The 20839-nt window shown below is 59.7% G+C and carries 22 protein-coding genes and 1 pseudogene; 12 read left to right on the forward strand and 11 right to left on the reverse strand.

Going from position 1 to position 20839, the window contains the following annotated elements; all coding sequences use genetic code 11:
• Positions 1-749: 749 nt before the first annotated feature.
• Positions 750-1073: a DUF6788 family protein gene (locus NGM07_RS23820; RefSeq protein ID WP_232688926.1), complete on the reverse strand. Its 324-nt coding sequence runs from the start codon at positions 1071-1073 to the stop codon at positions 750-752.
• Positions 1074-1212: 139 nt separating this feature from the next.
• Between NGM07_RS23820 and NGM07_RS23825 the strand changes: the two genes are divergently transcribed.
• The gene (locus NGM07_RS23825) at positions 1213-2139 is read left to right on the forward strand and encodes a helix-turn-helix transcriptional regulator (protein WP_232688925.1); all 927 of its coding nucleotides are present in this window, start codon (positions 1213-1215) and stop codon (positions 2137-2139) included.
• On the forward strand, positions 2136-2939 hold the full coding sequence (locus NGM07_RS23830) for a DUF6036 family nucleotidyltransferase (protein ID WP_232688924.1): 804 nt from the start codon (positions 2136-2138) through the stop codon (positions 2937-2939). Before NGM07_RS23825 ends, NGM07_RS23830 begins: the two co-directional genes overlap by 4 nt.
• Before the next feature lie 13 nt (positions 2940-2952).
• On the opposite strand, the gene NGM07_RS23835 is transcribed toward NGM07_RS23830, so the two are convergent.
• From NGM07_RS23835 to NGM07_RS23850, 4 genes and pseudogenes are all read right to left on the reverse strand, one after another.
• The gene (locus tag NGM07_RS23835; protein ID WP_232688923.1) at positions 2953-3768 is read right to left on the reverse strand and encodes a hypothetical protein; all 816 of its coding nucleotides are present in this window, start codon (positions 3766-3768) and stop codon (positions 2953-2955) included.
• A 112-nt stretch (positions 3769-3880) separates the two neighbouring features.
• Positions 3881-4809: pseudogene (locus tag NGM07_RS23840) on the reverse strand (ArdC-like ssDNA-binding domain-containing protein).
• An 87-nt stretch (positions 4810-4896) separates the two neighbouring features.
• Complete coding sequence (locus NGM07_RS23845) at positions 4897-5244, reverse strand: DUF8013 domain-containing protein (protein ID WP_232689000.1); 348 nt, start codon at positions 5242-5244, stop codon at positions 4897-4899.
• Between the two features lie 73 nt (positions 5245-5317).
• Positions 5318-6319 carry a DUF6610 family protein gene (locus tag NGM07_RS23850; protein WP_232688921.1) on the reverse strand — a complete coding sequence of 334 codons (1002 nt, stop codon included), beginning with the start codon at positions 6317-6319 and terminating at the stop codon, positions 5318-5320.
• A 259-nt stretch (positions 6320-6578) separates the two neighbouring features.
• Here NGM07_RS23850 and NGM07_RS23855 point away from each other — a divergent pair, with 259 nt between their 5' ends.
• Positions 6579-6785, forward strand: a complete 207-nt coding sequence (locus NGM07_RS23855) for a heavy-metal-associated domain-containing protein (protein ID WP_232688920.1) — start codon at positions 6579-6581, stop codon at positions 6783-6785.
• Here NGM07_RS23855 and NGM07_RS23860 read toward each other — a convergent pair.
• On the reverse strand, positions 6782-9070 hold the full coding sequence (locus tag NGM07_RS23860) for a heavy metal translocating P-type ATPase (RefSeq protein ID WP_232688919.1): 2289 nt from the start codon (positions 9068-9070) through the stop codon (positions 6782-6784). The genes NGM07_RS23855 and NGM07_RS23860 overlap by 4 nt on opposite strands.
• A 133-nt stretch (positions 9071-9203) precedes the next feature.
• Between NGM07_RS23860 and NGM07_RS23865 the strand changes: the two genes are divergently transcribed.
• Positions 9204-9803, forward strand: coding sequence for an ArsR/SmtB family transcription factor (locus NGM07_RS23865; RefSeq protein ID WP_232688918.1), 600 nt, complete (start codon positions 9204-9206; stop codon positions 9801-9803).
• On the opposite strand, the gene NGM07_RS23870 is transcribed toward NGM07_RS23865, so the two are convergent.
• Positions 9750-10571 carry a hypothetical protein gene (locus tag NGM07_RS23870; RefSeq protein ID WP_232688917.1) on the reverse strand — a complete coding sequence of 274 codons (822 nt, stop codon included), beginning with the start codon at positions 10569-10571 and terminating at the stop codon, positions 9750-9752. The genes NGM07_RS23865 and NGM07_RS23870 overlap by 54 nt on opposite strands.
• Before the next feature lie 103 nt (positions 10572-10674).
• Between NGM07_RS23870 and NGM07_RS23875 the strand changes: the two genes are divergently transcribed.
• Positions 10675-11067 (forward strand): CopG family ribbon-helix-helix protein, encoded by a 393-nt coding sequence (locus NGM07_RS23875; protein ID WP_232688916.1) that lies wholly within the window; start codon positions 10675-10677, stop codon positions 11065-11067.
• A gap of 45 nt (positions 11068-11112) precedes the next feature.
• On the opposite strand, the gene lpdA is transcribed toward NGM07_RS23875, so the two are convergent.
• On the reverse strand, positions 11113-12492 hold the full coding sequence (lpdA, locus tag NGM07_RS23880; protein ID WP_232688915.1) for a dihydrolipoyl dehydrogenase: 1380 nt from the start codon (positions 12490-12492) through the stop codon (positions 11113-11115).
• Complete coding sequence (locus tag NGM07_RS23885; RefSeq protein WP_253521723.1) at positions 12492-12938, reverse strand: putative iron-sulfur cluster-binding metallochaperone; 447 nt, start codon at positions 12936-12938, stop codon at positions 12492-12494. The genes lpdA and NGM07_RS23885 overlap by 1 nt, the downstream gene beginning before the upstream one ends.
• Positions 12939-13187: 249 nt before the next feature.
• Here NGM07_RS23885 and NGM07_RS23890 point away from each other — a divergent pair, with 249 nt between their 5' ends.
• Together NGM07_RS23890 and NGM07_RS23895 are read left to right on the forward strand one after the other, a co-directional pair.
• Positions 13188-13661, forward strand: a complete 474-nt coding sequence (locus tag NGM07_RS23890; RefSeq protein WP_232688913.1) for a CBS domain-containing protein — start codon at positions 13188-13190, stop codon at positions 13659-13661.
• A 149-nt stretch (positions 13662-13810) separates the two neighbouring features.
• Positions 13811-14434: a helix-turn-helix domain-containing protein gene (locus tag NGM07_RS23895; protein WP_232688912.1), complete on the forward strand. Its 624-nt coding sequence runs from the start codon at positions 13811-13813 to the stop codon at positions 14432-14434.
• Here the strand turns inward: NGM07_RS23895 and merB are convergent.
• A complete protein-coding gene (gene merB, locus NGM07_RS23900; RefSeq protein ID WP_253521725.1) occupies positions 14431-15039 on the reverse strand; it encodes an organomercurial lyase in 609 nt (202 codons plus the stop codon). The two genes, NGM07_RS23895 and merB, sit on opposite strands and share 4 nt — an antisense overlap.
• Positions 15040-15224: 185 nt before the next feature.
• A complete protein-coding gene (merA, locus tag NGM07_RS23905; RefSeq protein WP_232688910.1) occupies positions 15225-16736 on the reverse strand; it encodes a mercury(II) reductase in 1512 nt (503 codons plus the stop codon).
• 118 nt (positions 16737-16854) lie between these two features.
• On the opposite strand from merA, the gene NGM07_RS23910 reads away from it, so the two are divergent.
• The 5 genes from NGM07_RS23910 to NGM07_RS23930 all read left to right on the forward strand — a co-directional run bounded on the left by NGM07_RS23910 (position 16855) and on the right by NGM07_RS23930 (position 20800).
• Complete coding sequence (locus NGM07_RS23910; RefSeq protein ID WP_232688909.1) at positions 16855-17220, forward strand: ArsR/SmtB family transcription factor; 366 nt, start codon at positions 16855-16857, stop codon at positions 17218-17220.
• Complete coding sequence (locus tag NGM07_RS23915) at positions 17204-17443, forward strand: hypothetical protein (protein ID WP_253521727.1); 240 nt, start codon at positions 17204-17206, stop codon at positions 17441-17443. The genes NGM07_RS23910 and NGM07_RS23915 overlap by 17 nt, the downstream gene beginning before the upstream one ends.
• A 225-nt stretch (positions 17444-17668) precedes the next feature.
• On the forward strand, positions 17669-19120 hold the full coding sequence (locus NGM07_RS23920) for a DUF3105 domain-containing protein (RefSeq protein WP_253521729.1): 1452 nt from the start codon (positions 17669-17671) through the stop codon (positions 19118-19120).
• A gap of 1 nt (position 19121) precedes the next feature.
• A complete protein-coding gene (locus NGM07_RS23925) occupies positions 19122-19658 on the forward strand; it encodes a hypothetical protein (RefSeq protein WP_232688906.1) in 537 nt (178 codons plus the stop codon).
• Positions 19659-19891: 233 nt separating this feature from the next.
• Entirely contained in the window at positions 19892-20800 is a 909-nt protein-coding gene (locus NGM07_RS23930; RefSeq protein WP_253521730.1) for a hypothetical protein, read from the forward strand.
• The last annotated feature ends 39 nt before the right edge of the window (positions 20801-20839 follow it).

The raw sequence follows: 20839 nt of genomic DNA on the forward strand, positions 1-20839 counted from the left end.
GAGCGGGGGGAGTATAAATCTAGTGGAGGACACCACCCTACGTTTCCGACGTTCCTTGTCCGATATCAGCAGGAAAATGCCCTAATTCGGTGGAATTGGATTGCTGACAATATAGCCGCGTTTCCGACGTGAGGTAGGAAACCCGAAGACGGAAGCGTCGCCTCGATCTCGAATTCCGAACACACACACCCTACGTTTCCGTCGTAATCACTGAACAGGTGGGGAGGGACTTCGAAGAAGACGTCCACGACGAGATACCCAAGACAAAAGCGGCCTAGCCGTCCATAGCTAGCCGTCTATAGAAATGGCTGGAAAGGGTTGTTTCATCTGAGAGGGCGAAGTACTTCGCCCCTCCTTGGCAGAAGTACACTTAATGAACGTTTCTCAGCTATACTACTTTAATCTATGTGTTGCAGAAGTTAGTTCATCTCTAGGTTGCTTCTAGGCCAACATGATTAGCAGCTGCATAGTACTAATCGTAGCCTCTCCCTACTCCGTCGTGGAGAAACGACGGAAACGCGGGGGGTGTGATCCCTTCGAAATCAGCTTCACCCCCTCCACCGACATCCAGTTACGACGGAAACGTGGGGTGGGTGTCCTCCCTCTTCGAGTTTTACTCGTCCGGGTTGACCGGACCCATTCACACTGAGGGATGTTGGGCAAACCGATCCCATTCACACTCTGGGGGGTGCCGTCTGCTTCGTCTCTAATGGTACTGAAAAGAACATCAGGCTACAGTTCCATCTAGTCTACTCGTCGGGATTCACCGGCCCTTTGTACTTCGACGTCACCGAATCTCCTTCCCGCCACTGCCAGTAGTAGTAGCGGTTGTCGTTGATTTCTTTGATCGTGATCGTCGCCTTCGCCGGCACGTCGTCCGGAAGGTCATCGGGGCGCTCCTCGACGTCGGCGTCGTCCGCTTCCTCCTCAAGACGAGCTTCACGCTCCTTGTGTTCGGCCAACGCCTCGGCGTAGCTGGCAGCGTCCCGAAGATGCTCCGGTGTGGCTTCGCTGAGGGCGTCGACGATCTCCGTCGGGAGGTTTGCCGGTGGGGACGGTGGTTCGTAGGACATCGACTCTCTCCGTGTTAACCAACACGAACTCTCTATCCATAGTTTTGTTGGTTAAGACGATGGAGCAAGCTCTTGTTCCTCTCTGTCTGCAACACTACTCGAAACTTCTTTATATAGTAGTTTCGTACAATGTTACACCGTGCTCCGGCGTATCGAACTCGAGGTACTCGCCACGGTCGACCGCGGCGACACGATCTCCGAGCTCGCGACGAAGCTCGACCACAGCGAGAGTTACCTCTCTCGTGCCGTCGGCGACCTCGTCGAAAAGGGACTCGTCTACACGGAACGCGACGGGCGGCGAAAACGAGTCGTCCCGTCGGATGCTCGCGCCGTCGAACTCTATCGGGACCTTGTCCGCCAGCACTCCCACATCGAGTTCCCAGAGCTGCTGACCGGGAAGGCACTCGAGGTGCTGTACTACCTCGACCAGCCGCGAACCGTCTCCGAGATCGCCGACCGGAGCGACAACTACCGTAACACGGTCAACCGCGTCCTCAAGCGGTTTCGTGACCGTGGTCTCGTCGGGACGGCCGACGGCCGCAATGACTTCAACGCCGATTTCGACCGCCTCCACGAGTTCGCACGTGAACTCGCACACCATCTGCATCGCCAACGCCTCGAAGCCGTCGCCCCAAAGGGGACGATTCTCTGGGAGGATTACGACGAATTCCTCACACAGACCGAGAGGGAGATCGACGCGGAGGCGTTCCACGAAACCGGCCTCGCTCGGTTCGCGGCCTTCGACCTCCAGTTCCTACTTACCGGCCACCGCTACTACGTCTACTCCGAGGAACTCGACGCAGTCTCGCCGGCGGAGCTCTGCTGTCACGCCCTCTTGATCGACGACGGCAGCCGCCACCGCTCGTACTGTCTCCTCCTGCTCAGCCACGTCGACGTCGACGAGGAGGATCTCCGAGAGCAGGCGGTGAAGTATGGCCTCGAAGACGAAATCGACGCCTTGCTGCTCTACCTCGAGACGCACGGCGAGGTTGATGACGAGCGGCTCCCGGAGTGGGACGAGTTCCAGGAGCTGGCGGCTGATTACGAGGTGCCACTATCACCATGAGACCAACATTCGGACGCGAATACATCGAGAACGAATTCCAGCGAATCGGGGACGGGCTGTCTGAACCGCTCACGGTCTACCTGATCGGTGGTGGCGCGATGTCGCTGCGCGACCTCAAGGGGGCGACGAAAGATATCGACCTGGTCGTCCCGGATGGCGACGCGTACGGCCAGCTGTGGGCTGTCCTGATGGACCTCGGGTATGCCGAGGTACAGTCGCTGGACGCCGATTATCGGGCGCTGGGTGCGACCAGCTGCGTCGAGAATGACGATGGCTGCCGCCTCGACATCTTCAACCAGCAGGTCGCGAACAAGCTCGTGCTGACCGAGGGGATGCGCGACCGAAGCGAGCCGTTCCTCGCGACCGACCGATTGACGGTCCGGCTGGTCAGCAACGAGGATATCTTCCTGTTCAAACTGATTGCGGGCCGTGACGACGACATCGAGGACATGAATATGCTCGTGCAGGCTGGCCTCAACTACGACGTCGTCCGAGATGAACTCGAAGCCCAGATCGATCGGCTCGGCGACGACCAGTTCGCCACCTTTGCGAATGAAGCCCTGGTCGAGCTTGAGGAGCGGTACGGGGTGACCACACCGATCGAGGACCGCATCCAAGAGCTGACGAACCGATACTACCGCGGGCTCGAAGTCCTCCAGGCACTCGACGAACCGATGACCGTCAACGAACTGGTCGCCGAATTGGAGTTGGATACCGACGAGGTTGACGACCGGATCGCGTATCTCTCAACGTTCGACCGGGTCCACAGGGATGGCGACACAGTCCGTCCCGTGGAGTAGTCCGGTCGCCACCCTACGGTGAGGGAAGTCGCCCATCTGGTCGGGGAACACGTCCCTGTTTGATTTCGTGATCCACGCGACGCAGATGCTTGCAGCCACCTTCGGGTGAGCGCTGCTGCCAGTCGGGACAGGTACACGACTCGTCGATGACGTCGACTTCGTACCTGTTTCCGGACGCGGACTGCACCTCGTAGCGGCCACCTTTCGAGAGGAGCGAGACGTCCATCGCTTCGCTGACGGCGCGCTGGGTACGTGGTTCGAGGTCGTCCTGTAGCTGTGGGTCATCGTCGACGACCAGCCGGTCGCGGACGTCGCCGGTTCGGCCACCGTCCGGGGCGACGGCTTCCGTAGGGCCAGCGAGTCGCTCGTGGAGCAGCTCCTCGACCGGATGGCTTTCCGGCCAGAGGTAGTGGACTTCGCGACGCTCGCGATGGTCGTAGGATCCACACGCGGCCGCGCTGCCGGTCCAGACTCGCCAGGCACCGAGCGCGGCCATCACGTCGACGATGGTCCGTGGAACTGTCTCGTGGTCGTCCGGGAAGAACACCCGGAAGCGGGTACACGCTTCTTGCGGCGGGATGGTCTCCCACCAGTCTTCGCTGGAGCCCCAACTGTCGAACATTGCTTCGTCCGTCCCGTAGCCGACAGTCAGGCCATCGATCTGCGGCACGGTTCTTGGTGTCGCATCAGGCTCGCCTTCGAGTACCCGGAGGATGGCGTACCGAAGATACTCGTGTGCAGGGTGGTCTGTCGGCCGGGCGATTTGGTCGTGCTGTTCTGCAACTCGTTCCGCCTCCTCGAGGATGACGGTCAGATACTGGTCAATCATGGTTTAGTGGAGACGGGAATGCGCCTCCGCCCCTCGGCGGGCGATGATAAACTTAACCAACAAATAGAGCGGATTACACCCGATTGTTGGTTAAGTTTGAATGAACGCTGATTCAGTCTTCGACAATCTTCCCGATGATTTCCTGAGCCGTCGAACTGATCCGACCGAGACGATCCTGAATCACGTCCGGCTCATCGCCCTGCCACGCGGCCACGTAGAACGCGGATCCGCTCGTATCCAGATCGAAATACCGCCCGACGATGTACGCGACGGCTTCCGCTTCGACCTCGCGTTTCGCCCGTTCAGCCTCGTCGGTGACGTCTGCGTGGAGGAGTGCGTGGGCGTACTCGTGGATGAGTGTCACGGCGAGATCAGCCTGATTCGTGCGGGCTTTCGCCTCGACGACTGGTTGGAGATCACGCGTACTCCGGTATTTGCAGACGCCCTTTGCGTCGCCATGCTCCCACTCGGCAGCGTCGACGATACGGACCGTCACGCCGATATCAGCGGCTGCGTCCGTGAGTGTAGGCACGAGATCGTCGGCGTCCCCAGTTGCCTCGGTTTCCAGTTCGGGGATCGGCTCACCTTCGGTCTGGGACACGTCGAAGACAGACGTGGGTTTGAAGCCGACAAGCCCTTTCGACCACTCGTCCGGCGACGTTTCGTCGTATTCACAGTCACTTTGCTCGTGGTAGCAGGCGAGTTCTCGCATTCAGGACACTGCTTGGTGATGATCGGGGCCCAAATCCAGATGGCTGACTCGCCTTCCTGGACGTGCCGGTCGAACTCATTCCGCCAGGTGTTGTACCCCGCGACCTTCGTCGCCTCGGGACACTGAAGATTGATGAGGAGGGTGTTTCGGTGGGAGTAGTCGTGGAACCGACTCTGGACGTCGAGCCACTCCTGGAATTCATCGCTGGCCTGCGCATCGTCGACGTGGTCGACGAGGTCGTCGATCCACGCTTCGATGGTACTGTGCATCTCGTCGTGTCGCGTGTCGGTCTCCTTGAACGAGACCGATGAGTCACTGGTCGTAGCCATGTTTTCAGTAAATCGCGTTCACGGCGACTGCGTCAGTTCAGATCGCGCCGCACCCCTTCGGGGCGCATAAAAAACTCGCGGCGGCGGTCACCGGAGGACGGCCTTCTCGTCAGCGAAGCCGACCGCCACGAGGTACTCGAGGAACTCATCGAACTGTTCAACGTCGCTGGGCGTGTCGGTCGCGAGGTGTCGCGCCCACTCGATAGCCCACCGGAACGCAGGGTCGGTACCGCCCGTTCCGTGGATGTACCACCAACGAGCAGCCTTCAACACGACGAGCGGATTCGTCGGTGGCTGTTCGCTTGCAAGCCTACGAGTGATCGACCGGATCTCCTCAGGAACTTCGGCGGAATCGACCTTCCCTGATTGCGTGTTTGCAATATCGATTGGAATGTCGTCGATCGAGATGTTGTTGGCACTCTGTTGTTGACTCACGAAGTTCACCTGTGTGTGAAGGCTCTCCATCGAGCCTTCGCCCTCTCCGGGCGCGAAAAAACTGCTCGTGGCGTCACGCGGGCGGGAGGTACACGCTCTGCTCGCCGGCGAACTCCTCGAGATTGTTCCGATGACGATGCGCGAAGTAGCAATCATAGCTGCAGTAGCCACAGATCTCGCCCGTATCGTACTCAGCGATGTAGGGGCTGCGCCGGGTCATCCAGACGTTTGCGCCACATTCAGTACAGGTAGCACTGTCGAGATCGCTTGGTGACGGTCCCTCGTACTCGATGTGAATGCCGTTCTCCTGCGGCGTCGACTCAGGCCAGACGCCGTGTGCCTTCCAGAACCCCCGAATACGACCGAGGCTGTGCCGGACAGTCTTGCGAACTGTAACATGGTCAGCGTCGCGACCGCTGTCGTCCCAGCCATCAGCTGTCCAGAACTCCCCGAACTGCGCCCCGCGATGCAGGCCGTTCCAATCGAGGCCGACGATGTCGGCGGGTGGTTCGTCCGTGAGCGTCGGTCGAGTCAGTTGCCGGATGACGTCAAGTTGTTTGGGTGGGCTTCCACCGAGGATGTGGACGCGCTGGCCACGCCAGTCAGTCGGTTCGGAGAATTCGTGGGCCAATCGGTCGGCGTACCCGCGCGAATAGCCGAGGATGAGGTCGTCGGGAATCGTGTGAATCACCTCTCGACACTTGGGAACGATAACGAGTTCTGCATCGGGATAGCTCGCCTGGATCTCGCGAGCAGCGGCTACGTACTCATCGACCTCGTCGGGTTCGTATGCATCCCCGATCACACCAACTCGGGGCTCGTGTTCGAAAAATCGGGAGACGTACCGGTCAAGATCGGGATTTCGAAAATCATTATCGAGCATCCCGACGGGGATGTCCAAGTGCTGAAACTGGGTCTGCTGATAGCCACAGTCTTCCCGAAAGCCAGGAAGAAAGTCGAACTTCAAGGCGTCCAACGCGAACGGAACTCGGTGCAGGAACGCCACGACGTCGGCTTGTCTGGCAGCGGCAATCTCTCGCGCAGTGCTGCTGCTAGTGCTGATATCAAGTGACATGAGTAGGGCCTGGCGCGGCCACATCTGGCCGCCCGCACCCTCTCAGGGGGCGAAAAACCGCTCTGAAGGCTGCTATTAACCAACGGCGGCAGACGAGACGATGATTGTGTTGGTTAACGTGGGCGCTTACTCCTGGTCTTCTTGTAACTCAGTTACCTTCCACGACGAGAACTCGTTTCTCGGCCCCCTTTCTAACTGTATTATACCGATATCATTGTTACCGTAATGGTCTTGCCGCCGGAGCGTGTAGCACCTAGATATGGAGCGAAAAACGATTGCGGTCACCGGGATGTCCTGCAACGGCTGTGAGCAGAACGTCGAGAACGCGCTCAAAACGATCGAGGGTGTCACTCGCGTCGAGGCCGACCACAAGGGAGATTCTGTGGAGATCGTCGTCGACGAGAACACCGCAGACGACGACCTCAATACAGCGATTCGAGACGCTGGCTACGACGTCACGGCCTAGACGGTTGCCTCATCCTCCTGTCCGATTGCTGTGTTTTCCCCATCAACGGTGAAGTCGGTGTTGACGCCCTCGCCGGCGAGCAGTTGGCCACCGAAACTGTTGGCGAGGACGGCCGTTACTGACAGTACCATCGCGATCATCGCGAACACCGGATGGATCAGTCCGGTCGTCGCGGCGGCGACGCCGACCCCGTTGAACGTGAACGCCGCTAGCAGGTTCTGACGCGTCTTCCGGTAGCTTTCCGTCCCGATTTCGTAGGCATCCATCACGCCGCCGAGGCGGTCGCCCATCAGGACAATGTCCGCGCTCTCGATGGCGATGTCGGTGCCTGCACCGATGGCGATCCCAATATCGGCTTGCGTGAGGGCAGGCGCATCGTTGATCCCGTCACCGACCATCGCTACACGATGCCCTTCGTGTTGGAGACGGCCGATCTCGTCACGCTTCTCGTTCGGCAGGACGTCGGCCATTACCTGGTCGATACCTACCTCAGCCGCGACCGCCTCGGCGGTGCGCTCGTTGTCTCCGGTGATCATTACCGGGGTAATCCCTGCGTCGGTCATCCGCTCGATTGTCGCTGCGGCGTCGGCCTTGATCTCGTCACCGATTCCGACGAGGCCGACGAGAGTACCATTACGAGCGATGCCCGATACAGTGAGGCCCCGATGCTGGAGGCGCTCAATCTCGTCGGTGGCCGCTGAGAGGTCGATGCCCTCTGTCGTAAGCCAGTCTGGTTTGCCGACCCGCACATCATCCCCGTCGACTGTCGCCGTCACACCCTTGCCGGTCACCGACTCGAACGATTTGGGATCTGCGTACTCGACGCCGCGTTCGTCGGCGTACTCGAGGATGGCGTCGGCGAGGGGATGTTCGCTGAACGCCTCCGCGCCTGCCGCCGTCGCGACCACCTCACTTTCGTCACTCTCGAGTGCCACGACCTCGGAGACTGCGGGCGTCCCAACCGTGATGGTCCCCGTCTTGTCGAGGACGACGTGGTCGACGTCCGGGAAAATCTGGAAGGCGTCGCTACTACGCATCAGGATGCCCCGGTTCGCGGCCTTGCCGCCGCCGCGAATCAGGGCCAGCGGTGTCGCCATGCCGAGCGCACACGGATACCCGAGGACGAGCACCGCGAGCGCGGCGAAGGCTCCGGTCTGTACCTGTGGGCCCGTGCCGAGGATCGTGCCGGGAACCACTGCCGGCACGAGAATCCAGAACAGGAACGAGAGGACGGCGATCGTCAGCACGCCGGGAACGAAGTACTTGAGAACGCGGTCGGCGAGCTGGATAATGCCGGGCTTCATCGCGCGCGCTTGCTCGATTTCGCGGGCCACCTGATTCAGGAACGCATCCTCGCCGGTGGCGGTTACTTCCACCAGGAGCGTCCCGGTCTCGTTGATGCTCCCACCGATCACCTCATCGCCCGACTGTTTCTCCTCGGGGATGGACTCGCCAGTCGCGACCGACTCGTCGACCGTCGACTCTCCGTCGACGACCGCGCCGTCGATGGGGATTGTCTCGCCGGGTTTAACGCGCACATGGGCACCGACTTCGAGGTCGTCGATAGCGAGTTCTTCGACAGCACCGTCGTCGGTGACGCGACGGGCGGTGTCCGGCCGAAGGTCGAGGAGGCTCTGTACTGCCTGGGATGCCCGCGTTCGGACGAGGAGACTGGTGTATTCTGAGAGGATGTGATAGGTGGTGATGAAGACGGAGACGGCGAAGAAGTGGACAGTCGGGAACCCGGGGAAGACGAACAGACCGAGAAAGCCCCCAAAGAGGCCCGCGAACGCGCCGGCCTCCAGCAGGACGTGCTGGTTGAAGATGCGCCTTCGAAGGCTGTTGTACGCCTTCTCGAGGATGTAGCGGCCAGGGCCGAACATCGTGCCGAGTGCGAGGCCGAGGGTAACGAGATTCATCGCGAGCGATGTCGATTCGAACCGCCCCATCACGAAGATCATCCACAGCATCAATCCGGCAGTACCGATGGATGCACCGCCGGCGAGCAGGAGTCGACGTTTCCCGTTGGTGAGCTCTGCCTGCTGTTCCTCGAACCGTTTTTCTTTGTCCGGGTCGCGGATCGTGTACCCGAGGTCGCGAAGCGTATCCTTGAGTTCGACCTCGCTCAGCGTCTCGTTGTCGTAGCGGACGAGTACCTCTTCGTGGGCGAGGCTCACGTCGACGTCTTCGACGCCGTCGGTCCGGTTGTATGCCTTCTTGATACTCTCGGCGCAGAACGAGCAGGACATCCCCCCGACGTTGAATTGGTTCTGTGTCGTTCCCATCGTGGTAGTAGCTTGCTGCGCGACGCTAAAAACCATTACGACAAATATTATAGCGGTTTTCAATTCATTATATCACTGCTGGCTGAGTGGCGATACTCTTACTGTCGTCGTGCGTCTATACACTCCTAAGAAAATGGCTCTACTCGAATCTGACGTGCCGATTCGCGAGGTTGTGACGACAGATCCGGAGAAGGCGAAAGCACTGGAGAACGACGTACGAGCGAAGATCATCGATATGCTCGCTGAAAAGGAGATGACCATCGAGGAGATTCACGACGAGCTAGACCATCGCGGCGAGGAGAAGGCCGAGACGACGGTGCGCCATCACGTAAACGTCCTGAAGGACGCGGGGATGGTCGAAATAGCGCGACTGGAGGAAGCTGGCGGTGGCACGCAGAAATACTACAAATCGAACACCCGCATTTTCTCCTACGACCTTCCAGAGGACGCTGAGGAGACGCTCGCTGGGGCGCAAGAAACGGCGACAGCGGAGCTAACGAACCTCGTAGAGATGCTCTATGAGGAACACGGCGACGACATCGAAGCGGTTGCACGGGAGATGAAGCCGTGCGAGTACTGTGCAACACAGCACTACGAGGAGTTCGTCATCCGGGAATTGCTGAACCGCGCGCTCATCGACCTAACAGAGGGTGAGACGCTGGAGGCGCTACGTCCTGACTTAGAACAAGCCGACGATGAATCCGAGTCCCATGATGACGAGGACGGTCGCTGAGAATAGCGGAAGGTACGGTGTGTACTTTTCGACCGTTTCCTCATACTCCTGGTAGCCAGCGATGAGCAGCATCGTCAACCCGACGATCCCGACGATGACCGTCAGCGCATACGCAGTCATCAATTGCAGACAGTACGTTGAGCCAGCGCAGAGTCCGATAATTTCGAACTCCTCCTCGTGAGCGAACCCGAGTACGAACGCGAACCAGGCAATTCCGAACAGTCCCCGGTCGGCGTCATCAGCTGGCTTCGCCCCGTGCTCGTGAGAATGTCCTCCGATTCCTCCAAGCCGAGCTTTCACCCGTGCAACGAATCCATCCGAAGTGTGTTCCTGCACCGGAGACGTGGCGTGGTCGTGCTGGGCCGACTGGCCCTCTGCATGCTCATCGTGCTCGTGATCGTGGTCATGCTCGTGATTATGAGAGTGGCCGTGCGTGTACTCTCGAATTCCGAGACCGATGAGTAAGATACCCGCGACGATGCTCACCGGGCCGCCAATGGCGATGCCGCCGAGGATCGAGATCGGCTCGTTCACCTGAGTCAGCTGGAAGTACGATTTCGCGTAGAAGAACACGCCGACCATTGCCAGACTGCTGATAAGGTGTCCGATACCGATGAGGGAGCTGGCGGCGAGTCCGTAGAGCCACTTATTGGATTGATCGAGCGCATAGCTCGCAGCGACCGGCCATCCGTGTCCGGGTTCGATGCCGTGCACGAATCCAAGCGCAATCGCGCCGACCAACAGTGGAAACGCCTCGCCCTGTAGCATTCACCAGTCCATATATCGTCGCGCTGTATAGCGATTGTTAAGACTGAAACGGGAATTCCGTAATAATCGAGGGCTCAAGACGCCGGGGGACCAACTGGGGAGTATGCGAACGAGTTTGAACGTGTCTGAGGACATTCTCGATGAGTTCGACGAGACGTGGCAGGCTGAGGGGTTGGACTCTCGCTCGCGGGCAATTCGTGAAGCAATGCAGGAGTATATTGAGGGCCATTCACAGCTCGAAGAGGTATCCGGTGACGTGGTCGCTGTCTTGGCCTTTGATTATCAGCATCACGAGGTGATTCATGACCTTCATTCTGCCCAGCACCAGTTCCAGGACGTGATCGAGACAATGAGCCATACCCACCAAGGCGACTGGTGTTTGGAGACGGTCTTCTGTCACGGCGATGCTGCGCGGATACGAGAACTTGTGTATCGGCTCCGCGATTTCGATGGGGTCGGTCGGGTGAAAACGATGTTACTCCGATCAGCCACATAACCTTCTTGCGTACCGAAGTACTCCCGGATAGGTCGATCTAGATTGTCACGAGGGTTTATGAACGCCACCGGCAGCGGAATTGATGCTCTCTGGGAGTGTCGGGTGGATGTGCATCGTGTTCGCAATCTGTTCGGCCGTCGCGCCGAGTTCGATTGCGAGGACGAGTTCGTGGACGATCTCGGCGCCCTGTTCGCCGACGATGTGCGCGCCGAGGAGTTCGTCCGTCTCGGCGTCCGTGACGAGTTTGATGAAGCCAGCGGTTTCGCCGAGCGCCTTCGGCTTGGCCTGCTCAGCGAGGGTCTGTCGACCGACTCCGACCTCATAGCCGGCGTCACGGGCCTCCTCCTCTGTCAGTCCGACGTGGCCAACCTGTGGGTCGGTGAACACCGCCCACGGGACGGTTCGGCCCTCGGTGCTGACCTCTTCGTTTTTCGCGAGGTGGCGATACAGCAGGTCTGCGTCGTCGCGTGCGGAGTGAGTGAACATCGGTGGCCCACTGACATCGCCGATGGCATAGACGCCGTCAGCAGTCGTTCCGAAGCTGTCGTCAGTCTCGACGAACCCGTGCTCGTCGGTTTTAGCACCTGCCTCGTCGAGACCGATTCCATCGGTGTTCGGTCGGCGTCCCGCGGCGAGCAGGACGTCCGAGGCGGTCGTCTCGACGGTTCCGTCTGGTCCGTCGGCCTCGACAAGGATGTCGTCTCCGTCCGATGTGAGAGCCGTCACAGCTGTATTAGTGTGAACGTCGATGCCCTCGTCCGTGAACACATCCTCGATCACGTCACTGACCGCCGGTTCCTCTCGCGGGAGCACCCGATCACCACGCTGAAAGACGGTCACGTCCGCACCAAACCGGCTGTACATCTGTGCGTATTCGGTGCCGACGTACCCCCCGCCAATCACCACCAGCGAATCCGGCACCTCGTCGAGAAATAGCAGCGATGTACTATCTTGGACCTCAACCTCGTCGAGGCCATCGATCGGCGGTTTTGCTGGACGGGCTCCCGTGTTGATGACGATCCGGTCGGCAGAGAGTGTCCGGTCACCGACGCGGAGCTCGTGGGCTGACTCGAAGACGCCGTGGTCTTCGACGAGCGTGAGATTCTCGTTGTCCTCGACGTTGTTGTAGGCTCCCTCGCGAATGCTCTCGACGACGTCGTCCTTCCGCTGGACGATGGCGTCCATGTCGGCCTTGATGGTACCGTCGATGTCGATGCCGAACTCCTCGCTACGGTGGGCGAGGTTCGCCACTTCGGCGCTCCGGATCATCGTCTTGGTCGGAATACAGCCGCGGTTGAGGCACGTCCCGCCGAGCAGGTCCTCCTCAACGAGTGCGGTCTCCATGCCTGAGTAGGCAGATTTCATTGCGACTGGGAGGCCGGCCATACCGCCGCCGAGAACGATAAGATCGTACTCGTCCGGCATCAGACTAGTTCCTCCTGTGCTTCAGTGATCGCCGCTCGCACGTTCCCGAGACAGCAACCTCCAAGTGGACTCTTCCATCGACAGGCACACTCCTCGGCCTGGACGCGTTCAGTGATCCAGTCGTCGATGTTCGTTTCGCCGTTCTCCGCGATGTCCTCTTGGATGTGTTCCTTGTTGTATCCAAAGCAGTAACACAGCGGGTATGGCTCGGCGTCACCATCCAACTTGAAATTCGGTTGTTCGCGAATCACGTCAATCTCGAACTGCTGATCGAGTTCGTCGGCGAAGTAGACGACTGGACAGTCCTGAGTTTTGCAGATTCGGTACTGAACGTCGTCCTCTATATCTTGATTCCCGAACGGTTCGACCATGTTACGAACTGTTTCGGTCTTTATTTGCCCGGCAGCGTTCCCACAGTCGGGGCAGGGTTCAGTCGTCGCTGGCATAATTCGTCCTCTAATGGTACAACGACAATTAGAATAAAAGTGGTGCCGGAATTCGAGCCACCAGTGGAAGCCGGTCGACTAAGCCCTATTAGTATAAAATACTCACGTAGAACTTAGAGATTTTCGGAATAAGGGGTGATAACGCATCTGCCTCCTAGCGAGGTGAAGCATAGATAATTGATGTCAAGTACGCCCTAAATGGGGGTTCTAGCACCAACGCTTTTGGAATTTCAATTCCTATTGAGTCGTATGGGAATTCTTGAAACAGGAAGAGAAGACGTTGTCAGCGTTGCACCGGACGCCACCGTCGAGGAAATTGCACAGACAATGTTCGATCAGTCCGTCGGCAGCGTTCTTGTCGAAGAGAACGGTGAGCTAGAAGGCATTATTACCGACCGTGATCTCGTCGTCGAACTCATGACCGGTGACGGAGCGGCCAATGTCTTCGAAGACCCGTCGACAGCGGCCGACGTGACTGCCCAGAATCTCATGACGGCTGATCCGGTGACTGTCGATCACGAGATGGAGTTTCCGAAGGTTCTTCGCGAGATGGAAAACGCGGCTGCACGACGGATTCCGATTACTAAAGACGGAGACGTAGTAGGAATTGTGACCCTCGACGATTGTCTTCCCCGCATCGCAGGAGAAAGCGAGCAGGTGTCGGCGAAACTCGAATCGCTTGCGGGGGTCGTCCGTAAGGAATCTCCTGAACCGGATACATAAATAGAAACGTCAGTCAACAAGTGATAGTTGCTGTCTGCAGATGTGTAGATAGAACACTGTTTTAGAGTGACCAGTGGTAGAATCGTATGTAGTCATGCCCAGTCTACTGGGCGGTGGGTTCATTCTGCTGTGCCAGTAATATTAGCGTCATGCGCCAGGCGGTACTCAGCGTCGACCACGAAACACTGGCCGAGTACGGATTCGCGGTCTTTCAGGATGCCGGGTTACTCGACATTGAAATCCTCTCGTGCGAGGGGCCGCGCGGCGTGTCCCGAATCCACGTCGAAGAGCAACTGGACGAACACCGGCTGGACGAACTCAAGACGATCCAGTGGTGGGAATGCGTAGCGGACGAGGGATCGAAGCATGTCTATCTCGTCGAGATGAACGTGGCTGAACAGTTAGACAGGGTCGGTGTCGATGCTGACGTAATGACGCGGACTGAATGGGCCGAGGTACACAGCCAGGGGTTCTCGTTCGAGCAGACTGGCTCACAGGAGGAACTCAGTGCTATGCTCGCTGACTTGCAGGCTGCTGGACAAAATATCACCTTAGAAAAACTGCAGGACTACCGTATCCAGGAGACGCCCATGGATGTACTGACGGATCGACAGCACGAAGTGCTTGACGTCGCGTACGAACTCGGGTATTACGACGTGCCCCGCAAATCGTCAACGGCGGAGGTTGCGGCCGACCTCGGCGTGGACGATTCGACGGTGTCCGAACACCTCCAGCGAGCGGAACACAATCTCCTCGAATCCCTTCTGGGCTAGTCGAGGACCACGTACCGCCGTACTAGCGTCCCGACTGCCGCTGGTTGAAACGGGACGGTTTCTCCGTCAGTTTCTGCGGCCCACTGCTCGTAGGTGTCTGCGGATTCGAACGCGTTGATGTATTGGCAGAACGTGTTCGTAAGACTGGGCGTCTCGGCTTGCAGCATCCAGCTGAAGATGGTTTCATCGCTGTCTTCGAGTTCAGGGATGGTCGCAGCGATCCCGAATGTGATCACGGCCTCTTCAGGGGTGACGTCCACGGTCCCGTCGTCGACGGTGAACGTGACCGGCGTCCCGGTCACAGGGTCAACCGAGCGGACGGTCACCGGGTCCTGGTCCTCCATCACCGCGGCCCCGAGCGCATCTAAGATGCACGGCGAGTACCGGATATGGTCGTTTACGCGGACTTCGTGACGGGTCGGGTTCTCCGTGTACAGATCTTCCGGCTCGATGGTCTGGTCGCTCGCCGCAAGCTGCTCGGCGAACCTGGCCCAGTAGTCGTCCATCGTTTCCGGAGGCGTCTCGAAATTGCCCACCGCCGCGAGGTGATCCGCGAAGTCGGGCGGCAGGTCGATACGGTCGTCGGTCTGGGGTTCAGTTCCCATTGCAAGGTAAGAGATGGGCTAGCGAGCGGTGTTGCTTGCTCCCAGCTAGCTGGGGGACTTCATAGGAGGCTCCAAATCCCTGCAAAACCGAGTAGGACTACTGATTTCTCCTCTGCACTGACTTCCAGGATAGACAAAACGCTAGCCCAAAACTACCAATATCTGAGGGTTTCGATAGAGCCCAGTTACTCCACACAGCAGCTCATCGTCGAGGTATCCCGTCGGAACGCCTGGCAAGCGTGTTTGAACGCTTCGCTGAACGTCGGGAACGGGTGAATGGTGTCGATGATGTCGTCGACGGTGAGCCCGAATTTCACGGCGAGCGTCGCCTCCATGATCATGTCTGCGGCGCGGGGAGCGACCATGTGGACGCCGACGATCTCGTCGGTTTCGTGGTGTTTGACGATTTGGACGAGCCCGTCAGTGTTCTCGACGGCCTTCGCCCGCGGGATGTCCTCCATCTGGACGGTGCGACACGAACACGTCCCGTGCTCGTCCATGTACTCCAGTTCGGTGATCCCCACTGAAGCGACCTCAGGGCTCGTGAACACGACCGCCGGAACTGCATCGTAGTCGATGGTGACGCCTTCGTCGTCTTCTCGCGGGCTCTGCCCGCTCGAATGGCCCGCGGAGCTTCGCTCCACGCTGCCGAAGGCATTCTTGACGCCGTGGTTGCCTTCTTTGGCGGCGACGGTCTCCAGTTCGGGTTCGCCGATGACGTCGCCCGCGGCATAGATATCCGGGTTGGTCGTCTGGAAGTACTCGTCGACGCGGATTGTTCCGTCAGCGTCGGTCTCAACCCCGACCGCTTCCAGCCCGATGTTTTCGCTGTTGGGCTGGACGCCGGTCGCGACGAACAGGCCCTCCGCTCTAAAGGTATGTTCGTCACCGTCGACTTCGGTTTCAACAGCGATCCTCTCTTGGACGGCCTCAGCGCCGCCGTCTGCGACTGGCGAGTGAACCTGCCGGACGTCATTATCGGTCACGACGTTGATCCCTTCTTCCTCGAATGCCCGCTGCATCTCACGGCCGAGCTGCCCCTCCATGGCCGAGAGCACGCGCTCGGAGCGCTGGAGGATGGTCACGTCGACGCCGACGCGGTGAAGGATCTGGCCCCATTCGAGCGCGATATATCCGCCACCGATGATGACGATGCTCTCGGGGAGATCACGCTCGTCGAGGATGGTCTCGCTCGTGTAGTAGTCGACATCGTCGAGGCCGTCGATGGGTGGCGCCCACGGTGCGCTCCCGGTGGCAACGAGCGCTTTCTCCCCGGTGATGCGCGCACCCTCGTCCGCACCGTCGACTACCTCGATGGTTGTATCATCGACCAGCTTGCCGTATCCCTCGTAGATGTCTGTATCGTAATGCTCGGCGACGTCAACGTAGTTCGTCTGCCGGAATTGCTCGACAAGGTTGTCGGTGCCGTCCAGCGCGGCTCCCCAGTCGACGGTCGGCTCGTCTTTGCTGTACTGGACGGCGTCGAACGGGTTGTCCCGAGAAGCGAAGGCGCTCTCGCCGACGGCCAGTAGATGCTTGCTGGGGACACAGCCGACGTTGACACAGGTTCCGCCAATAGGCAGTCCAGTATTGACCATCGCCGTTGAAAGCCCACGACTACTCGCTTCGGTGATAGCGGCGAACGCTGCTGCGCCGCCACCGAGAATCACGAGATCATATTCGCCTGTTCCATCCATTCTAATGCTCGTTAGAGTATTACGTTATATAGGGATTGCGGAGGATCGTAGAAGAGGCCCTCCCTTAATGCAGTATAACTCCAAAAGCCTATATGGCAATAGTCCAGTGAGTATTGTAATGAGTGTTCAGCTCCTCCAATCGAATGCAGACGTGAACGACGCACGGGCAAATATCTTCGGAGCGTTGAGCGACCCAACTCGATTACGGATTTTCCAGAAGCTGATCGAGAGCGACGAGCCGTTGAACGTGACTGAGATCTGTGATCAAACGGATCTAAAGACGAATCTGGTCTCACACCACCTTCAGTGTCTCAAGAATTGCCAACTCGTCGACGCCGAGAAGGACGGCCGGAAGAAGTACTACGAAGTCAGTCGCCCAGAGGCCGTCGAAATGCTCTCGCTCGCCGACGACTGCATCCGCCAGAACATCGAGAGCGTCATCGGTTGCGAGATCGTTACCGATTCAGATGACCATGACGAGTAAATGGTCGTGGCTGCCGTACGCGGGGGTCGGAGGCGCCGTTGTCTGTTGTCTCGCCATCGAGTTACTCGGCGGAGCAGTGATACTCGGTGGCATCGCGGCTGCAGTCGGCCTCTCGACCGGGCTGACGTATCTCCTCGCCGTCGGTCTCGGTGGAATGCTCGCGGGACTGCTGGCGATCAGCTACCATCGGATAGAGGGGGTGAGCCATGGCACCCTCGGGTGACGGCTCCGCCTGGGGCCTCCTCGGAGTCGCCGGTGCGATAAGCCTCTGTTGTATCGGCCTTGCGACCCTCGCCGGTGGTGCCGCCGTCGCTGGCGGGACAGCTGCTGGCGCGACGGCTGCGAGGGGTACTTCCGGTGGGTTGGGTGGCATCCTCGCGACTGTGTTCGCGACAGCGTTGCCACTGCTCGTCATCGGAGTCATTGTTCGCCGACGGGGATACCACGGATGACGGGAAGGAACAACTGTCCGGTCTGCGGAGAGAGCTTCCCGAGAGAAACCAGTACCCGTGACCACGCGTGGGACGTTCACGGCGTCTGCCACCACTGCGGGGCCTCATTCGAGGACCGAGCGGTGCTGTATACCCATTGGTTGGAGGCCCATGAGGACGACCTCACGGCGGAAGACCGCAAGCGGGCCGAATCCAAGGTCGGTGACGGGACCGTCTGTCCGGTCTGCGACCAGCGATTTGCGAGCGAGACGGCCGTCCACGACCACACGTGGAACGCACACGGGGCATGCCACGTCTGTGGTGCGGACTTCGACACCCAGAACGCATTGTTCACCCACCAGCTGGCCGTTCACGCCGAGGCATTGTCCCGGGAGACCCGTGACCGGCTCGAGGAGGCGGTCGGCCCGCTCACGTTCGGGAACCGGCTGGCCCACCAGGGTCCCATCGATGCTGTAACGAATACTAGACTTAGCCGGCGGAAACTCCTCGCCGGTGGGGCCATCGCCACCGCCGGACTCGGCGGCGTCGCTGCAGATAGCTTGCTCGGATCGTCTGCCAGTTCTGTATCGCCGGAGCGTGGGGGGACGAGTCCCGGGGCGACCGCGGCCCCTGCCACGTTCACCACCGTCGACGGCGAGGAGAAACAACTGGCCGACTACCGGGGCCAGAAAGTGATGTTCTGGGTCTTCGCCACGTGGTGTCCGTCGTGTAAAGAGGGCGCACGAGCACTCCAGGCGAACAAGGACAAGTTACAAGACGTGACCTTCCTCGGGCTAAAGACCGACGGGAACGCGGGTTACGACGGCCCGTCGGTCTCCGAGTTCGCCCAGCAGAACGCACCGGAACTCGTCGATGCAGACAACTGGGTGTGGGGGGACCTCTCGGCAGAATCGACCCGCGTCTGGAATCCACAGGACCGACCGGACATCTTCTGGCTCATCGATGCAGAGGGAACGATCCAGGCGAAGACCGCGGCGCCGGCCGCGAGGATAGACCGAATCATCCAGTTCGCACAAGCCGAAAATCCGGGCGGTGACCGACCCGGGGAATCGATCGAGATTCAACCTGCCGAGCATATCCAGCAGGGTGCCAACCATCCCGAGTACAACTCGAACCCGCCAACCTCGGGCTGGCACTATTCCAGACCGGCGGAGTGGGGGTTCTACGACCAGGCGCTCCCTGACGAACGCGTGGTACACAATCTGGAACACGGCGGCATCTGGATCACGCACAAGAACGTGAGTGACAGCACCCTCTCGCAGTTACAGCAACTCGCCACGGACTATCCAAAGAGCGTCGTTATCACGCAACGCAGCGAGAACGATGCGCCACTCGCCGTCGCCTCCTGGGGTCAGCTCATGAAACTCCAGTCGTTCGACCGAGAACGGATTGTCGAGTTCATCGAACAGAACCGGAATCGCTCCCCGGAACCAATCGCGGGTGAATGACGTGAGTCAACACCAGATAGACGACACCCTTCGAAACCAAATCGAGTCCTGGAGCAGGGCGTCCAGTATCGTCTTCTCGCAGCGCAAATACCGGGCCATCGGGGCGGCGACGTTCGTGGTCTTCGCCACGCTCTACCTCTTCACGCTCCCTGCCACGTACACAGGGGGACGGGTCGGCCTGGTGTCGCTGAGATTGCTGACGCCGACGCTCGCGACGTTCTCCGTCATCATGGCCGGGTTGGTAGCCGTTATCGTGTCGTTCACGGCGTACACGATACGCCTCGGTGGCTCAGCCAGTTCAGCGACGACCACGACAGGGTTCGTCGGCAGCGTCTTGCCACCGCTACTCTGCTGTTCGCCGCTACTCCCTATACTCGCTGCGTCCGTCGTCGGCGTATTTCCCGCGGCCTTCGGCGTGAGTGGCTTCATCCAGGGCGTTATGGCGACATACGAGGTGGAGATTCTGACCGGGGCCACGCTCGTACTGGTGTACGCAGCGACGCAGAACGCAAACGGGGTGACAGAGTGCTCTGTCTAACTCCGCGGCGTGTGCTGGCGACCACCCTCCTCACCCTCGCTAGCCTGTCGATGGCCCCGACCGCGGCAGCGCACGGTGGGAGCACTCACGCCGGAACCCCACACTGGATCTTTCTGGGAATCACACTGCTCGGTGTGGGTATCGTCGGGATTAGCATCCACTTCGGACGGACGCGCTGGGCGGGTGCCCCGCGGCGAACGATCAAAAGTCTCCTCCTCGGGACGGTGGTCGCAATGATCGGCTCGACCGCAGTGATACAGATCCAGATCGAACCGATCGGGACGACGCCGACCGCCCTCGAGTGGTACCCGATCCTCGCTGGCATCGTCGGGGTCAGCATCCTGATTGCGAGTCTCGTCGTGGGGATTGTCCGCTGGCCGGAGCGCCCGCGATATACACTGCTCGGAACGCTGCTCGGCCTCTGGGTGCTCTACCCTGCCGTCATGCCGAGGGCGGGATACACGCATCCGCTAGGCTATCTGCTCGTCGCCGTCGTCCCGCTCGTCATCGGCTATATCTTCTGGCGCGATGTCTCCCCGGCCCTCTCCACCGCCGTGGTCGACCAGTTCTCTCGACGCGTCGGCGGAATCGTCGCTGCGCTGTTCACCGTCTTCTTTCTGTTTTCGGCCGGGTTGTTCACAGTCAATCCCGACGAGGGCGTGAACGCGCCGACGGAGTCGTTCGTGACGACAGCTTCGTTCGCGAATCCGCTTGTCATCTGGCCAGCCATCGAGTTCTACATTCCATCGATTCCACTCTTCGGTGGACTCTCGATCGGAACGGCGCTGGTCATCGGGCTACTCGCTGTCCTCATCGGCGTCAATACGGCCCTCATGACGACGGTCTGGCAACGCGATATCGAACTCTCCTCGACGGTCGGTGGTGGCGGGGCGGTGGCGACCACTGGTGCAACCGCGTGCTGTTGCTGTGGTCCCGCTGTGTATGCCATCGCGAGCGCAATTCTGGGGGTGTCGGCCAGCCCACTCTATTGGTCGTTTGTAGCTCCGTCATCGCCACTCGGCGCACTCTTCTTCGTCAGTGCTGTAACACTCCTGACCGGAAGTTCGGTCCGACTCACTCGCTCGTTGAATGATGCTGGCGTCTGCGCTCACCCGGGGGATCACAGAGTAGTACCGGGGTGACGATTCATTTCATGTGGTGGATATTCTCGAGTTAGCGTG

Origin of the sequence: Halorussus vallis, from assembly GCF_024138165.1 — an archaeon.
Lineage (GTDB): Archaea > Halobacteriota > Halobacteria > Halobacteriales > Haladaptataceae > Halorussus > Halorussus vallis.

What these genes read in the sequence shown, in the direction of transcription:
- NGM07_RS23820 (WP_232688926.1), bottom strand. Translation starts at nt 1,073, where the DNA reads ATGTCCTACGAACCACCGTCCCCACCGGCAAACCTCCCGACGGAGATC.
- NGM07_RS23830 (WP_232688924.1), top strand. Translation starts at nt 2,136, where the DNA reads ATGAGACCAACATTCGGACGCGAATACATCGAGAACGAATTCCAGCGA.
- NGM07_RS23835 (WP_232688923.1), bottom strand. Translation starts at nt 3,768, where the DNA reads ATGATTGACCAGTATCTGACCGTCATCCTCGAGGAGGCGGAACGAGTT.
- NGM07_RS23850 (WP_232688921.1), bottom strand. Translation starts at nt 6,319, where the DNA reads ATGTCACTTGATATCAGCACTAGCAGCAGCACTGCGCGAGAGATTGCC.
- NGM07_RS23855 (WP_232688920.1), top strand. Translation starts at nt 6,579, where the DNA reads ATGGAGCGAAAAACGATTGCGGTCACCGGGATGTCCTGCAACGGCTGT.
- NGM07_RS23860 (WP_232688919.1), bottom strand. Translation starts at nt 9,070, where the DNA reads ATGGGAACGACACAGAACCAATTCAACGTCGGGGGGATGTCCTGCTCG.
- NGM07_RS23865 (WP_232688918.1), top strand. Translation starts at nt 9,204, where the DNA reads ATGGCTCTACTCGAATCTGACGTGCCGATTCGCGAGGTTGTGACGACA.
- NGM07_RS23870 (WP_232688917.1), bottom strand. Translation starts at nt 10,571, where the DNA reads ATGCTACAGGGCGAGGCGTTTCCACTGTTGGTCGGCGCGATTGCGCTT.
- NGM07_RS23875 (WP_232688916.1), top strand. Translation starts at nt 10,675, where the DNA reads ATGCGAACGAGTTTGAACGTGTCTGAGGACATTCTCGATGAGTTCGAC.
- lpdA (WP_232688915.1), bottom strand. Translation starts at nt 12,492, where the DNA reads ATGCCGGACGAGTACGATCTTATCGTTCTCGGCGGCGGTATGGCCGGC.
- NGM07_RS23885 (WP_253521723.1), bottom strand. Translation starts at nt 12,938, where the DNA reads ATGCCAGCGACGACTGAACCCTGCCCCGACTGTGGGAACGCTGCCGGG.
- NGM07_RS23890 (WP_232688913.1), top strand. Translation starts at nt 13,188, where the DNA reads ATGGGAATTCTTGAAACAGGAAGAGAAGACGTTGTCAGCGTTGCACCG.
- NGM07_RS23895 (WP_232688912.1), top strand. Translation starts at nt 13,811, where the DNA reads ATGCGCCAGGCGGTACTCAGCGTCGACCACGAAACACTGGCCGAGTAC.
- merB (WP_253521725.1), bottom strand. Translation starts at nt 15,039, where the DNA reads ATGGGAACTGAACCCCAGACCGACGACCGTATCGACCTGCCGCCCGAC.
- merA (WP_232688910.1), bottom strand. Translation starts at nt 16,736, where the DNA reads ATGGATGGAACAGGCGAATATGATCTCGTGATTCTCGGTGGCGGCGCA.
- NGM07_RS23910 (WP_232688909.1), top strand. Translation starts at nt 16,855, where the DNA reads ATGAGTGTTCAGCTCCTCCAATCGAATGCAGACGTGAACGACGCACGG.
- NGM07_RS23915 (WP_253521727.1), top strand. Translation starts at nt 17,204, where the DNA reads ATGACCATGACGAGTAAATGGTCGTGGCTGCCGTACGCGGGGGTCGGA.
- NGM07_RS23920 (WP_253521729.1), top strand. Translation starts at nt 17,669, where the DNA reads ATGACGGGAAGGAACAACTGTCCGGTCTGCGGAGAGAGCTTCCCGAGA.
- NGM07_RS23930 (WP_253521730.1), top strand. Translation starts at nt 19,892, where the DNA reads ATGATCGGCTCGACCGCAGTGATACAGATCCAGATCGAACCGATCGGG.